Raw genomic sequence first — 13,793 nt, forward strand, 5'->3', positions numbered from 1 at the left:
GCTATCAGAACGCGCTGGCCGAGCGCGTCAACGGGATCTTGAAGATGGAGTTCCTGCTGCATCGGCCTGCCGATCTGGCCCAGGCCAGCCGGATGGTCCAGCAGGCCGTGCAGATCTACAACCAGGAAAGACCGCACCTGTCCCTAAAATTGAAAACGCCCGATGAGGTTCATCGGGCGTCTCTGGCCGGCTGGATTACGCCGGATCGGTGTCCTTCATAGGTGTCAACCTATGGCAGGACGGGTCAGACTGTCAAACGCTCCACTCCAGCACCATGCTCCGCGCCATGAGCGCACTGCCCTCGCGCAAGAGCTCGGGAGCGCCCACGGCCTGAAAACCGTGTGCCTTGTAAAGGCGCATGGCCGGTGAATCGGCATCGGTAACGCCCAACTGCACGCGGCTCACGCCCATGCGCCTTGCCCAGGCGATGGCTTCGGCCAGCAGGGCATGGCCTGCGCCCCGGCCACGTGCAGCGGGAGCCACCCACATCTGAAAGAGATCGGCCACGCCAGGGTCGGTGGCCGACAGCTTGCACCAGACCAGGCCGCAGGCCTTGTCGCCATCCCAGGCCAGGAGCGCGCGGTCCTGGCCGCTGATGGTGGCGGCCGCAATGCGTGCCGACCAGTTCTCGTCCGCTCTTGCCGCCTCCGCCTTCCAGGTGCTGCCGAAGGCGTCAGGCGCATCCTGCAGCGCCTGCAACCGGATGTCGCGGTAGAGGGCCCATTCGGAGGGATCGATCGCGCGGATGGTGATCATGGCGTCTCCGGCACCGGGCATCGATGCAAGGGCCTCAGGCACTGGCCACCCAGCCCCGGAACGCCATGCCCGCATAGAACAGCTGCAGCCCGCCAAAGCCGGCTTCGCGCATCAGCGCCTCATCCTGCGCGGGCGAGAGAACCGGCAGCCGCGCGCCCACGGCCTCGGCCGCCGCCCTGGCCCTGGAGGGCTCCACGCCGGAGGACGCAATAAAGGCGGCATAGCGCGACAGCCAGGTTTCGCGCTCGCCGGGCGTTTGCGAAAAGCTCAGATGGGCCGCCACGAAGGGGGCCCCCGGGCGCAGGCGGCGGCGGATCTCGCGCAAGGTGAACAGGCGCTGGTCCAGGGGCACGAAGTGCAGGGTCAGCAGGCAGGTGGCGGCATCGAAGAGGCCTTGCGGCGCGCCATCCACATAGCCTTCATGCCAGTCCACGCGTTCGGCCAGCGGCCCCAGCGTGGCGCGGGCCAGCTTGAGCATTTCACCTGCCGGGTCCACGCCCGCAAAGCGCCAGCCCGCATGTGCTTCGGCAAAGCGCCTGATTTCCAGCCCGCCGCCTGCGCCGACGACCAGCACCCTGGCATCCTCGGGCGCGCTTTCGGACAACAGCAGGTCGGCCATGCGCATCATGTCGGCCCAGCCGGGCACGTTGCGCGCAGGGCCCTGGGCGTAGCTGGCAACGGCCTGGGGGTCGTTGAAGGGATCGTGTGTCTGGTCTTGCATGGGGGTCATTGTGTCGTGCCGGGCAAATGCCCCCGGCGCCTGGTTGAGTGCAGCACCTCCAGCATCCTGAAGAACGCCGTGCCTATCTCTTGTTCCGTGACGCTGGCATATCCCAGCAGCAGGCCGCGCTGCCGGTCCTGCCCGGCGTAGTAGCGCGACAGGGGCTTGACCCAGATGCCGGCCTGGCCCAGCGCTTCGGCCAGGGCGACGTCGTCATCCCCATCGGGCAGCGGCATGACGAAGTGCAGGCCTGCATCGCTTTCCAGACGGGGCAGGCACTCGGTGCCCAGGTAGCGCTCGATCAGGGCCAGCAGCATGCGGCGGCGCTTGCCGTAGAGCAGGCGCATCTTGCGGATGTGGGCGGCGTAGTGGCCTTCGGTGATCAACTCGGCAATCACCTGCTGGGGCAACTGGTGCCCCTCGCGGTACAGCTCGGAATGGATGCGCCGCAGGGGCTCGGCCAGGGCCGGTGGCAGGACCATGTAGCCCATGCGCAGCCCCGGATAGAGGGTTTTGCTGAAGGTGCCTATGTAGATCACGGGCGCACCTTCCTCCATGCCCTGCATGCTAGGCACGGGACTGCCGGAGAAGCGGAATTCGCTGTCGTAGTCGTCCTCCACGATCCAGGCGCCCACGCGGCGCGCATAGGCAATCAGCGCACGGCGCCGGGCCATGCTCATGACGGCGCCCAAGGGATATTGGTGCGAGGGCGTGACGAAGATCAGCCGGGGCGCGGGCAGGCCTTCGGGCAGTTGCATGCCCTCCGCGTCCACGGGCACGCTGTGCAGGTGCAGCCCGTGCTGCATGCGCAGCACGTTGGCAATGCCCCAGTAGCCGGGCTCCTCCATCCACACGCAGTCGCCGGGATCGGCAAGGCTGCGCACCACCAGGTCGATGGCCTGGTGCACGCCTTCGGTGATCAGCACCTGGCCCGGCCCGCAGTCCACCGAGCGCGCCACGCGCAGGTGCTCGGCCAGGGCCTGCTTGAGCGCGTCCATGCCGCCGCGCGTGCCGTAGGTCAGCAGTTGCGGCCCGGCGTGGCGCAGCAGGCGGTTGTGGATGCGCGCATAGGTGGCGCGCGGAAATTCGGTCACGTCGGGCACGCCGGGCATGAAGGCGCCCCATTGCTGCTCGGAGGCCTGGGCCGTTTTCAGCAGGGCCTGCGCCTGCGCAGACAGGCCGCCGCCCGGGGCGGGCGCCGCGGCGGTGGCGCGGCGTGCGGGCGCACGCCCGCCGCTCAGCAGCAAGGCCGCAGGCAGGGTGTCCACCACATGCGTGCCCCGCCCCACCTGGCTGCGCACATAGCCCTCTACCTGCAGTTGCTCATAGGCGTGGTTGACGGTGTTGCGCGACACACCCAGCTCGCGCGCCAGGTCACGCGACGCAGGCAGACGGCTGCGCGGCAACAGGGCACCGCTGTCAATGGCCTGGCGCAACGCCAGGTACAGGACCCGGTTCAGTCGGGCGCGGCCCCCGCCCAGCGCCCGCCAGTCCATCTGCAGGATGAGGTCTGCGCACACGGAAGGTTTTGCCATGTCTGTCTTGATGGAGCGGAAATGATGGCGCTCGCAATTGGCACCATCATCTTTTCAAAAGATGGATCCATTCATGGAACCAATCGCCACTATAACGGGAAGCCTGCCACATCAACGGAGACCTCCCATGTCCAGCGCCGCCACCCCGTCCCTCAATCAGCAACTCCAGAGCCGGCGCACCGCCGCCATGCCACGCGGCGTGGGCGTGATGTGCGGCTTCCACGCCGTGCAGGCCGACAACGCCCTGCTGACCGATGCCGAGGGCCGGCAGTACATCGATTTCGCGGCCGGCATTGCCGTGCTCAACACGGGCCACCGCCATCCGCGCGTGGTCCAGGCCGTGCAGCAGCAACTGGAGCGCTTCACGCACACGGCCTTCCAGATCGTTCCCTACGAAAGCGCCATTGCGCTGGCCGAGCGCATCAATGCGCTGGCGCCCATCGACGGCCCCGCCAAGACCGCCTTCTTCACCACGGGCGCCGAGGCCGTGGAAAACGCCGTCAAGATCGCGCGCCATGCCACGGGCCGCTCGGCCGTGATCGCCTTCCAGGGTGCCTTCCACGGCCGCACCCAGCTGGGCATGGCGCTGACGGGCAAGGTGGCGCCCTACAAGCAGGGCTTCGGCCCCATGCCGGGCGAAGTCTTCCACGCGCCCTTCCCCGGCGAGCAGACGGGCGTGAGCGTGCAGCAGTCGCTGGACGCCATCGCCATGCTGCTCAAGACCTCGGTGGACCCGCAGCGCGTGGCCGCCATCATCGTGGAGCCCGTCCAGGGCGAAGGGGGCTTCCACCCCGTGCCTGCCGCCCTGTTCACCGGCCTGCGCCAGCTGTGCGACCAGCACGGCATGCTGCTGATCGCCGACGAGGTACAGACCGGCTTCGCTCGCACGGGCAAGCTGTTCGCCATGGAGCACTACGGCGTGCAGCCCGACCTGATCACCATGGCCAAGAGCCTGGGCGGCGGCCTGCCGATCTCCGGCGTGGTGGGCCGCGCGGCCGTCATGGACGCCCCCCACCCCGGCGGCCTGGGCGGCACCTATGCCGCCAACCCGCTGGCCGTGGCTGCGGCCCATGCCGTGCTCGACGTGATCGATGAAGAACGGCTGTGCGAGCGCGCCCACGCGCTGGGCAACCAGTTGCGCGCGCGCCTGCAGGCTCTGCAGACGCACGATGCCGGCATTGCCGACGTGCGCGGCCTGGGCTCGATGCTGGCCGTGGAGTTCCGCCTCCCCGGCAGCGGCGAGCCCGATGCGCAGCGCGTGGCCGCCATCGTCCGGCACGCGCAGGAGCAGGGCCTGCTGCTGCTGACCTGCGGTCTGTACGGCAACGCCATCCGCTTTCTCTATCCGCTGACGATTCCACAGCCGCTGTTCGCCAGGGCGCTGGACATCATCGACAGCGCCATCACCCAGAGCGCGTCCCAGCCGGTCGCCGCCTGAATCCCATCCCAGCCATACCCTGCTGCACCATGAGTCTTTCACTGCAACGCCCCGATCTGTTCCGCCAGGCCTGCCTGCTTGCCCAGGGCTGGCACCCCGTGGGCTCCGGCCCCGCCATCGATGTCTTCAATCCCGCCACCGGCGAGCGCCTGGGCCAGGTACCTGCCCTGCAGGCCGGCGAGACCGAAGCCGCCATTGCCGCCGCACAGCGCGCCCTGCCCGCCTGGGCCGCGCTGACGGGCAAGCAGCGCGCCGGCATCCTGCGCCGCTGGTTTGACCTGATGCTGGCCCACCAGGACGATCTGGCGCGCCTGATGACGCTGGAGCAGGGCAAGCCCCTGGCCGAGGCGCGCGGCGAGATCGCCTACGCGGCCTCCTTCATCGAATGGTTTGCCGAGGAAGGCAAGCGCGTGGACGGGGAGCTGCTGCAGTCGCCCACGGCCGGCCAGCAGTTGCTGACGCTGCGCGAGCCCATTGGCGTGTGCGCAGCCATCACGCCCTGGAACTTCCCGGCGGCCATGATCACGCGCAAGGCCGGCCCGGCGCTGGCCGCCGGCTGCACCATGCTGGTCAAGCCGGCCGAAAGCACGCCCTTTACCGCCCTGGCCCTGGGCGTGCTGGCCCAGGAGGCCGGCATTCCCGCCGGCGTCTTCCAGGTGCTGACCGGCCACCCGCAAGACATCGGCCAGGCGCTGACCCGAAGCCCCGTGGTGCGCAAGCTCAGCTTCACGGGCTCCACGGCCACCGGGCGGCTGCTGATGCGCCAGTGCAGCGACACGGTCAAGAAGCTGTCGCTGGAGCTGGGCGGCAATGCGCCGTTGATCGTGTTTGACGATGCCGATATCGACCAGGCGGTGGCCGGCATCCTGGCCTCCAAGTTCCGCAACGCGGGCCAGACCTGCGTATGCGCCAACCGCATCTATGTGCACGACCGCATCCATGACGAACTGGCCCGCCGCCTGGCGCGGGCCATGGCGGAGTTCAAGGTCGGCAACGGCCTGGAGCCCGGCGTGACGCATGGCCCGCTGATCAACGAGGCCGCCGTGCAGAAGGTGGAAAGCCATGTGGCCGATGCGCTGTCCAAGGGCGCGCGCCTGCTGGCGGGCGGCAGGCGCCCGGTGCCGGGCCAGCTGTTCTTCGAGCCCACGCTGCTGGCCGATGTGAACGACAGCATGCAAGTCTGCGAGGAAGAGACCTTCGGCCCGCTGGCGCCGCTGTTCCGTTTCCACGACGAGGACGAAGTCGTGCGCCGCGCCAACGACACCATCTACGGCCTGGCCGCCTATCTGTTCACCAACGACAACCGCCGCATCTGGCGCGTGTCGCGCGCGCTGGAGTACGGCATGGTGGGCATCAACACCGGACTGATCTCCAACGAGGTCGCGCCCTTCGGTGGCGTCAAGCAGTCAGGCCTGGGCCGCGAGGGCTCACGCCACGGCATCGAGGAATACCTGGAGACCAAGTACCTGTGCCTGCAGACGGCTTGAGGACTGCCTGAAGTCCGCAATGGTCCCCGGCAGGGAGGACGGCATGGGCCTTTGACGGCAGCCTGGCTAGACTGGGCGCCATCAAAGGCCTATCCCATTTGCACCATGGACGCTTCTTCCGCCCGCCCCTCCTCCCCCACCGAGCCGCTGCGCATCGCCGTCATGGGCGCAGGCGCCGTGGGCTGCTATTTCGGCGCGCTGCTGGCACGCGCCGGGCACCAGGTCACGCTGATCGGACGGCCCGCCCATGTGCAGGCCGTGCAGCAGCATGGCCTGCGGCTTGAGACGGCGGCGCTGGACATCCAGGTGCCCATGCAGGCATCGACCGAGGCCAGCGCCGTGCGCGATGCCGACGTGGTGATGTTCTGCGTCAAGTCCACGGCCACCGAGGAGGCAGCCCGCGAAATGCAGCCGCACCTGGCGCCTGGCACCCTGGTGCTGACCATGCAAAACGGCGTGGACAACGACGAGCGCGTGCGCGCCGTGCTGGGCCCGTCCGTGGCCGTGGCCGCCGCCGTGGTCTATGTGGCCACGGCCATGGCCGGTCCGGGCCATGTGCGCCACTTCGGGCGTGGCGAGCTGGTCATCGCGCCCTCTGCACTCAGCGACCAGGTGGCCCTGCAATTTGGCGCGGCGGGCATTGCCGTGCAGGTATCGCCCGATGTGCGCGGCGCGCTGTGGGCCAAGCTGGTGATCAACTGCGCGTACAACGCGCTGTCGGCGCTGTGCCAGCTGCCCTACGGCCCGCTGGTGCAGGCGCCCGGCGTGACGCACGTGGTGGACGACGTGGTGGCCGAATGCCTGGCCGTGGCCAGGGCCGACGGCGTGGAGCTGCCCGGCGACGTGCCCGCTGCCGTGCATGGCCTGCCGGCCACCATGCCGGGCCAGTTCTCATCCACCGCCCAGGACCTGGCGCTGGGCAAGCCCAGCGAAATCGACCACCTGAACGGCTACGTGGTGCGGCGCGGCCAGGCCCTGGGCGTGCCCACGCCGCTGAACCGCGCGCTGCAGGTGCTGGTCAGGCTGGCGAAGTCCTCCTAAATGACGACATCTTGCGCCTGTGTTGCGCCGCCAGATTGAGCTTCGCAACAACCGGGAATCACTGAGGTGGCAAAAATAATTGATAGCGCCCCTGTTCCACTGCATTGGATAGTTTTCGAGCCAAATCTACCGCTTTTCTGTACGAAGCCTTATCCGATCCGAACTGGTGCTCCACCAGCCCCTCTCGCGTCTCCATGCAAACCCCCTCATCCACACAGGTAGCCATAAGGACTGTATCGCTGCCCATCTCACAGCGGACGCCGCTGACGCAAGGGACAATTTGCCACGCAGCTTGATAGATCGTCAACTCACGATCGGTCGAGTAACTCTCTCCTTCAAAAAAGAATTCATTCTTGCCAGAACCATCAAATCCTCTGATTTTTCCAAAGTTCGGCCAAACCGAAGAAGCCAGATAAACATCCTTCTTCGCGAATATGTTTTTCAAAGAACTTTCGAATTCCTCTTTCGTAGATGAATCGATCATATCCTGTTGCGCAATGATCAATGGATCACCAAGGTTTCGCCCGTTTCTCTGCAAATCAATATATGATTCTTTTATGTCAGCATCAGAAAACCCTTGACACAACTCCCTCAATTTATTTTGAGCCAAAATTTGCTTCTCTCTCACAATATTTTCTGAGCTAAATCCAGATTGCGGCATTGTAAGTAGCGATACCTTCTGTCGACAAGAAGTGATCGCCGCTTGTGCATAAAAATACCCGCCATTCTGGGGATTTTTCTTTACCCTTTCATAATATTCTTTAAGGTTTTTCGTATCATATATTCCCCCTCCCTCCCCAGGCTTCGCTCTTCCAAGACCGTGACCTCCTACCTGATCAGCCTCATTCTTTATAGCATCTAAACCTTCAGCATTTAATGAGGCATTTACGCTCTTTTCCGCAACAATTTCTCGCCCATCTCCACCGCCTTCATTTTTTATCCGATATACCGCCAATATAGCGACGATCACCAATAAACCAAAAATGAGATAAATATATTTTTTCATGCTTTACCCCAAGCAAACAACTGGTCCGGCGCTCCCTGGGCCGAGAAGTGTCCCGGGGACCATTGTCAAAGTAACGCTAGCGTGCAAGTTCGTTACTGTATATGTCTCCATCGATCCGTCGTCAAACGTCACAGTTATTCTTCTCGCCCAGCCAAAGTAAGCCCTGAATGCCGTGGAAAAAACGCCTTCTCTAACCCGTCCAGCCAATTGGTCATACATCATCTGAGCCGCAGCCAGTCGCTCACGCGGCGGAGAGCTATGATTTGCATTAGCCCCTGTACAACGAGAGTCTAGCTCTTTAATAGCAGCCTTTGCAACACTCTCTTCAACCCAGACACTATTATTCCACCACCATGGTGAAATCTCAAAATAATTCGGATTAACCCACTCAACACTATAACCATTAGAAATAGCCCAACCTCTCAAATATGCATAATTAGGCTCATAGGCTCCATTAACAGTAACCTCTGGCAGTTGATACGTGGGCAATTTAGGCAAATCGCCGCAGTCAAACCAGTCCGGATTCATATCGCAATTGTGTATGCCGTCGCGTCGGCAACGCATTTCTTCAGTGTACACGGCATCAGAAAATTGTGGTTTAACCGAACAACCAGGAAACCATTCGTCCGCGTAACCCCCACTTGCAGAGAATGACAAGAGCGTCATAGCACAAAAGAAAAAATTAATCACCAGCCTCATTTAATAACCCCTATTAACATGATGTTAAATATGTTTGGTCACGTAAAATAAAACGATAGTATTTAATAAATTCTTTTGCACTCCTTTAACTATTTATCAAAATAAATCAATATAGAAAAATTCCCATAAACACTTTTAAATAGTTAATTCATAAGAAAATTAAATACGCAAATCAAGGCCGAGTAATTCGACCTCACCTCATACACCCTCGGATCAGAACTCGTAGTTCGCCGAAACCCAGAGACGGCGGCCTTCCATGTTGTTGACGTAGCGGTTGCGCCATTCCACGGTGGGGCGCTGGCCCGGCACCGTGTACGGCTGGTAGTCCAGGAAGTCCTTGTTGAACAGGTTGTAGATGGCCGCGTTGATGGTGAACTGCTTGTTCACGCGGTAGCTGCCGCCCAGGTGGAACTGGGTGTAGGGCTTGAAGTCACCCAACACGGCCTTGGCCGCCTGGGAGCCGGCGCTGGTGCCGGGATCGCGGAAACGCTCGCTGCGATACTCGGCGCGCAGCCACAGGTTCCACTGGGCGCTGGGCGCCCAGTTCAGGCGGGCGTTGAGCGCGTGCCTGGGCGTGTCGGTCAGCGGGTGGCCCTGGTTGGGGCCACTCTTTTGCTCGCTCTTGGTGAAGGTGTAGTTGGCCGTGGCATTCCAGCCCTGGGCCAGCGGCACGCGCGTGCTCAGCTCCAGGCCGCGCGTGACGGCCTCGTCCACGTTGATGGACTGGCCGAAGGTATCCACATTGGGCCACTTGCCGAAATCCACACAACCAGGCCGGCCGGGGGCTGCCTCGAAGCTGCAGTTGAGCAGGCCCGGTCCGCTGGTGATCTTGTCCTTGAACTCGTTGTTGAACACCGTGGCGCTGCCCGCAAAGCCCGTGGGGCTGTCGAAATAGACGCCCAGCTCGGTGGTGCGACTGGTCTCGGGCTTGAGATTGGGGCTGCCCACCAGCGGCAGGCGGCCCTGCTGGCCGAAGCCGTTGATGCCGGGAGCCAGCTGCTCCACGCGCGGCGTCTTGTAGCCGTTGCTGATGCCGCCCTTCACGGTCCACTGCGGCGCGGCATTCCAGACGCCGTAGATGCGCGGGCTGAGCTTGCCGCCGAACAGGCTGTGGCGGTCGTAGCGGGCGCCCAGCGTGAGCTTGAAGGCATCGGTCAGGCTCCATTCGTCCTCGGCGAAGAGGGCCTTCTGCGTGAAGGTGAACTTGTTCGGTGCCACGCCGTCCTTCATCTCGGCGTCCCACCACTGGCCGCCCAGCGTGGTCAGGTGGCTGCCCCAGGGCAGGACGAGTTTGCTGTCCAGCACCTTGCTTTCCACCTCCAGCGTGCGCGCGGCGCCCGGTGTCGCGCCCGGCGTTCCCGGAGGAATCGTGCGGCCCAGGGTCTCGGTGCGGTTCACCATGAAGCTGGTGTCCCAGGTTCCGAAACCGTAGCGGCCGGTATGGGCCAGCGTGAACTGGTCGCGGTTGTACTTCTGCTCGGGGCCATAGCCGCCCTGCAGGCCCAGCGTACCGAGCTGGCCGCGCGAGTTGTCATAGGTCTGGCGGCCCGCATCGATGTCCAGCGTGATGTCGTGATAGCGGTTGGGCGTCAGCGCCAGGCGCAGGCCCAGGCTGTCCACGTCGGACTTCACGGGATTGCCGCCCATGGTGACCGGGGCCACGCCATTGTTGGCGGGCATGAAGATGTCGGAGGCATCGCGGCGCTGCATGCTGCCCCAGACCGACAGTCCCAGCAGTTCTTCCTTGATCGGGCCGCTCAGGTAGAACTTGCCCGTCTTCACGTCGCCGAACTCCGACTCCTGCTGCAGCGTGTAGTCGGCGCTGACGCTGCCCGTCCAGGTCTTGCCGACCTTGCGCGTGATGATGTTGATCACGCCGCCCATGGCGTCGGAGCCGTAGAGCGTGGACATGGGTCCGCGGATGACCTCGATGCGCTCGATGGCGCCGATGGGCGGCATGAAGCTGGTCTGCGTCTCGCCAAAGCCGTTGGGCGTGACGTTGCCGGCCGAATTCTGGCGGCGGCCGTCGATCAGCACCAGCGTGTAGTCGCTGGGCATGCCGCGGATGCTGATGTTCAGGCCGCCGGTCTTGCCGGCCGCAGCGCCCACGTCGATGCCTTCCACGCTTTCCAGCGCATCGGTCAGGCTGCCGAAGCGGCCCTTGGCCAGTTCCTCGCGCGGGATGACGGTGATGGAGGCCGGCGCCTCCTTGATGTCCTGCTCGAAACCCGAGGCGGAGACCACGACTTCGCGCAGCTCCGTGGCGAGCGCGGCATTGCCTGTTGCCGTCTGTGCAGAGACGGCACCCGAAGCGCAGACGGCAGCCACCACAAGGGCCAGATGGGAGGGACGCGACGGAAGAACTCCGCGCAGATCGCGATACGACATGCAAACACTCCAGAAACGGAAAACGGGCTGTGGGGCCCGTGAAACTCGCTTTGAAATGTTTGGTTATGCGATGGGATGGGGATATGTAACGAAATTATATGAACATTGAGAATCATTTCCATTCTCACGAGCACAATAGGATTTATCTGTCGTGCCGATGCTACGTTCCCAGGAGCAAACCGTGCCCGTATTTGCGCTGGCGCAAGCTGCGTTCAGTACACATCGCGCCGGTATCGGCCGCTGCGCACCAGCGACTCTATCTGCACCTCGCCCAGCACGGCGTGCAGCGCCTGGTCCACGCCCTGGGCCATTCCCTGCAGGCTGCCGCACACGTAGATGGCCGCGCCCTGCTCCACCCATTGGCGCAAGACATCGCCGGACTGCGCCAGCAGGTCCTGCACATAGGCACGCGGCGCGCCTTGGCTGCGGTCGCGCGAGAAGGCCAGGTCCAGGCGCTGCAGCACGCCGCCATCGCACCATGCCTGAAGCTCGTCGCCGTACAGCCGGTCGTGCGCCGCATTGCGCTCGCCGAACAGCAGCCAGTTGGGACCCAGGCCCGCTGCAGCACGCGCGCGCAGGTGGCTGCGCAGGCCGGCCAGGCCCGTGCCGTTGCCGATCAGCACCAGCGGGCGCTGCAGGTTGTCTTCGAGCCGGAAATTGCGGTGCGCACGCAGCCGCAGGGTGATGGCTGCGCCCAGGGGCGCGCCCTGCGTGAGCCAGCCCGAGGCCAGGCCCGGCGAGCCATCTTCGCGCCGCGCCTGGCGCACCAGCAGGTGCACGCAGCCGTCCTGGGCGATCGAGGCGATGGAGTACTCGCGCGGATGCTGCGGGTCCGCAGGAATGCAGACCTGCGCCAGGTCGCCGGACTCCCACAGCGTGGGCTCCGACGCGGGGGGCTGCAGCTCGATGTGGAACACCGGCTCGCCTGCGCTGCCCGGGTTCAGGTGCCGACGCGCGGCCAGCGTCCATTCGCTGAAGACCGGCTGCTCCCATGCCGGCATGTCGCCCAGGCTGCTGATCTGGGTCAGCTGGTGCTGCCAGGCGGTCAGTGCCTGCGGCGCGCCGTTGTCCATTTCGATGCGCTCGAACCAGGGCCTGGCGCCACCGGCACGCAGCCAGCTGTCCAGCGCGCGGCCAAAGCCGCAGAACTGCGCGTACTGCCGGTCGCCCAGCGCCAGCAGACCGTACTGCAGATGGGACAGCCGCTGTGCATCGGCCATGGCCTGCACCAGGAACAGCGCCGCATTGTCGGGCGGGTCGCCTTCGCCATAGGTGCTGGCGATGAACAGCGCCCTTTGCGTGCGCGCCAGCAGGTCGGCATCCACAGCGTCCAGGGCGCACAGGTGCACGCTTTCTCCGGCCGTGTGCAGCAGCCGGGCGGTCTCGCGCGCCAATTCCTCGGCCTGGCCGGTCTGGCTGGCATAGGCCACGAGCAGGGGCAGCGCGCCCTCTCGTGCGCTGGTCAGCGCAGCCGCTTCCTGCAGGGTCCGCATGCGCTGGCGGCGCTCGCGCCACCAGATGGCGGCGCACATGGCCGCATAGAACAGGACCAGCACGGCGGCTGCGAGTACGCGCAGCCCGGGTTCGGACAAGGTCATGGCAGGACCGGAAATCTGCACGGCGGGAAAGGGAGGGAAACGCTCACGGCAGCAGCGCGGCAAAAGCCGTTGTCATCGCCATGGCAGGGCCTTGCGCCGTGCGCTCGCACAGCAGCGCCGCCACGCCGCGCTGCTCGGCAAAGTCCAGGCCCTCGCGCGGACCCAGCACGGTGAGCACGGTGGCCAGGGCGTCCGCCTGCATGCACTCGGCATGCAGCACGGTGACGCTGGTCAGGCCATGCGCGACGGGCTCGCCGCTGCGCGGATCGATGGTGTGGGAGTAGCGACGCCCGCCCTGCTCGAAGGCATGCCAGTGGTCGCCCGAGGTGGCGATGGCCATGTCGCGCAGCGGCAGCACCAGCGGCGTGGACTGGTCCGCCATGCTGGCCACGGCCACGCGCCAGGGCTGGTTGCCAGGGCGTTGACCGCAGGCACGCAGCTCGCCGCCCACCTCGACGAGGAAATCGGTATGGCCCAGCGCCTGCAGGCGCTGGGCGACCAGGTCCACCGAATAGCCTTTGGCAATGCCGCTGAAGTCCACATGCACGGCGCCGGACTGCAGCGCGCGGCGGCCTTCCAGGTCCAGCACGATGCGCTGGTAGCCCACGTGCTCGCGCACCCGCAGCAGCGCATCGGCATCAGGGATGCCGGCGCCCTGCGCCTTTTCCGCACGCGGGCCGAAGCCCCACAGATCGACCAGCGGCCCCACGGTCGGATCCCAGGCACCGCCGCTGGCCTGTGCCCAGTCGAGTGCACAGGTCAGCACGGTGAAGAATTCGGGCGGCAATGCATGCCAGCTGCCGGGCTCGGCGCGGTTGAAGCACGAGATGTCGGAGTCGGCCTCCCAGTTGCTCATCTGGCGCACGACCAGGGCCAGCGCGGCCTCCGTGGCCTGGCGCGCCTCATCGAGCGGGCGGAAATCCGGGTTGTGCAGGCGCACGCTCCAGGTCGTGCCCATGGTCTCGCCGGTGAGTGTTTGCAGTGCGGCGGGGTCTGCCCGCCGCACTGCCTGCGGCGCGTGGCCGGAGACGGCAAAGGACGCCGCGCCCACCGGGGCGGGCGCGGCAGGGCCCCGGCCCGCGCCGCCCTGGAACAGGGCCGGCGCGAAGCGCACGCGCACGGGA

At 65.3% G+C, this 13,793-nt stretch carries 12 protein-coding genes; 4 read left to right on the forward strand and 8 right to left on the reverse strand.

Annotated elements, in window-relative coordinates:
- A partial coding sequence (locus A9976_RS22580) for an integrase core domain-containing protein (protein ID WP_183017419.1) occupies window positions 1-221 on the forward strand: 221 nt, incomplete at its 5' end.
- Between the two features lie 31 nt (window positions 222-252).
- Here A9976_RS22580 and A9976_RS22585 read toward each other — a convergent pair.
- Genes A9976_RS22585 through A9976_RS22595 form a run of 3 tightly spaced genes read right to left on the reverse strand, consistent with a single transcriptional unit; the run spans window position 253 to window position 3,012 of the window.
- Window positions 253-756: a GNAT family N-acetyltransferase gene (locus tag A9976_RS22585; protein ID WP_183020858.1), complete on the reverse strand. Its 504-nt coding sequence runs from the start codon at window positions 754-756 to the stop codon at window positions 253-255.
- Between the two features lie 34 nt (window positions 757-790).
- Window positions 791-1,477: a class I SAM-dependent methyltransferase gene (locus A9976_RS22590; protein ID WP_183020859.1), complete on the reverse strand. Its 687-nt coding sequence runs from the start codon at window positions 1,475-1,477 to the stop codon at window positions 791-793.
- A 5-nt stretch (window positions 1,478-1,482) separates the two neighbouring features.
- Window positions 1,483-3,012, reverse strand: coding sequence for a PLP-dependent aminotransferase family protein (locus A9976_RS22595; RefSeq protein WP_183020860.1), 1,530 nt, complete (start codon window positions 3,010-3,012; stop codon window positions 1,483-1,485).
- Between the two features lie 127 nt (window positions 3,013-3,139).
- Here A9976_RS22595 and gabT point away from each other — a divergent pair, with 127 nt between their 5' ends.
- From gabT to A9976_RS22610, 3 genes are all read left to right on the forward strand, one after another.
- Complete coding sequence (gene gabT, locus A9976_RS22600; RefSeq protein ID WP_183020861.1) at window positions 3,140-4,450, forward strand: 4-aminobutyrate--2-oxoglutarate transaminase; 1,311 nt, start codon at window positions 3,140-3,142, stop codon at window positions 4,448-4,450.
- Between the two features lie 29 nt (window positions 4,451-4,479).
- Window positions 4,480-5,937 (forward strand): NAD-dependent succinate-semialdehyde dehydrogenase, encoded by a 1,458-nt coding sequence (locus A9976_RS22605; RefSeq protein WP_183020862.1) that lies wholly within the window; start codon window positions 4,480-4,482, stop codon window positions 5,935-5,937.
- A gap of 105 nt (window positions 5,938-6,042) precedes the next feature.
- A complete protein-coding gene (locus A9976_RS22610) occupies window positions 6,043-6,978 on the forward strand; it encodes a ketopantoate reductase family protein (protein ID WP_183020863.1) in 936 nt (311 codons plus the stop codon).
- Between the two features lie 58 nt (window positions 6,979-7,036).
- On the opposite strand, the gene A9976_RS22615 is transcribed toward A9976_RS22610, so the two are convergent.
- The 5 genes from A9976_RS22615 to A9976_RS22635 form a co-directional block, all read right to left on the reverse strand.
- A complete protein-coding gene (locus A9976_RS22615) occupies window positions 7,037-7,984 on the reverse strand; it encodes a hypothetical protein (RefSeq protein ID WP_183020864.1) in 948 nt (315 codons plus the stop codon).
- Between the two features lie 3 nt (window positions 7,985-7,987).
- On the reverse strand, window positions 7,988-8,683 hold the full coding sequence (locus A9976_RS22620) for a hypothetical protein (RefSeq protein WP_183020865.1): 696 nt from the start codon (window positions 8,681-8,683) through the stop codon (window positions 7,988-7,990).
- Between the two features lie 213 nt (window positions 8,684-8,896).
- A complete protein-coding gene (locus A9976_RS22625) occupies window positions 8,897-11,071 on the reverse strand; it encodes a TonB-dependent receptor domain-containing protein (protein WP_183020866.1) in 2,175 nt (724 codons plus the stop codon).
- A 212-nt stretch (window positions 11,072-11,283) separates the two neighbouring features.
- Window positions 11,284-12,669 carry a sulfite reductase subunit alpha gene (locus tag A9976_RS22630; protein WP_183020867.1) on the reverse strand — a complete coding sequence of 462 codons (1,386 nt, stop codon included), beginning with the start codon at window positions 12,667-12,669 and terminating at the stop codon, window positions 11,284-11,286.
- Window positions 12,670-12,712: 43 nt separating this feature from the next.
- Window positions 12,713-13,789, reverse strand: coding sequence for an FAD:protein FMN transferase (locus A9976_RS22635; protein ID WP_183020868.1), 1,077 nt, complete (start codon window positions 13,787-13,789; stop codon window positions 12,713-12,715).
- Between the last annotated feature and the right edge of the window lie 4 nt (window positions 13,790-13,793).

It is taken from the genome of Delftia sp. UME58 (assembly GCF_014170385.1).
Classification (GTDB): domain Bacteria; phylum Pseudomonadota; class Gammaproteobacteria; order Burkholderiales; family Burkholderiaceae_C; genus Comamonas; species Comamonas acidovorans.

Bases quoted from the DNA above. Each gene is read 5' to 3' on its own strand.
- A9976_RS22585 (WP_183020858.1), bottom strand. From the start codon at position 756: ATGATCACCATCCGCGCGATCGATCCCTCCGAATGGGCCCTCTACCGC.
- A9976_RS22590 (WP_183020859.1), bottom strand. From the start codon at position 1,477: ATGCAAGACCAGACACACGATCCCTTCAACGACCCCCAGGCCGTTGCC.
- A9976_RS22595 (WP_183020860.1), bottom strand. From the start codon at position 3,012: ATGGCAAAACCTTCCGTGTGCGCAGACCTCATCCTGCAGATGGACTGG.
- gabT (WP_183020861.1), top strand. From the start codon at position 3,140: ATGTCCAGCGCCGCCACCCCGTCCCTCAATCAGCAACTCCAGAGCCGG.
- A9976_RS22605 (WP_183020862.1), top strand. From the start codon at position 4,480: ATGAGTCTTTCACTGCAACGCCCCGATCTGTTCCGCCAGGCCTGCCTG.
- A9976_RS22610 (WP_183020863.1), top strand. From the start codon at position 6,043: ATGGACGCTTCTTCCGCCCGCCCCTCCTCCCCCACCGAGCCGCTGCGC.
- A9976_RS22615 (WP_183020864.1), bottom strand. From the start codon at position 7,984: ATGAAAAAATATATTTATCTCATTTTTGGTTTATTGGTGATCGTCGCT.
- A9976_RS22620 (WP_183020865.1), bottom strand. From the start codon at position 8,683: ATGAGGCTGGTGATTAATTTTTTCTTTTGTGCTATGACGCTCTTGTCA.
- A9976_RS22625 (WP_183020866.1), bottom strand. From the start codon at position 11,071: ATGTCGTATCGCGATCTGCGCGGAGTTCTTCCGTCGCGTCCCTCCCAT.
- A9976_RS22630 (WP_183020867.1), bottom strand. From the start codon at position 12,669: ATGACCTTGTCCGAACCCGGGCTGCGCGTACTCGCAGCCGCCGTGCTG.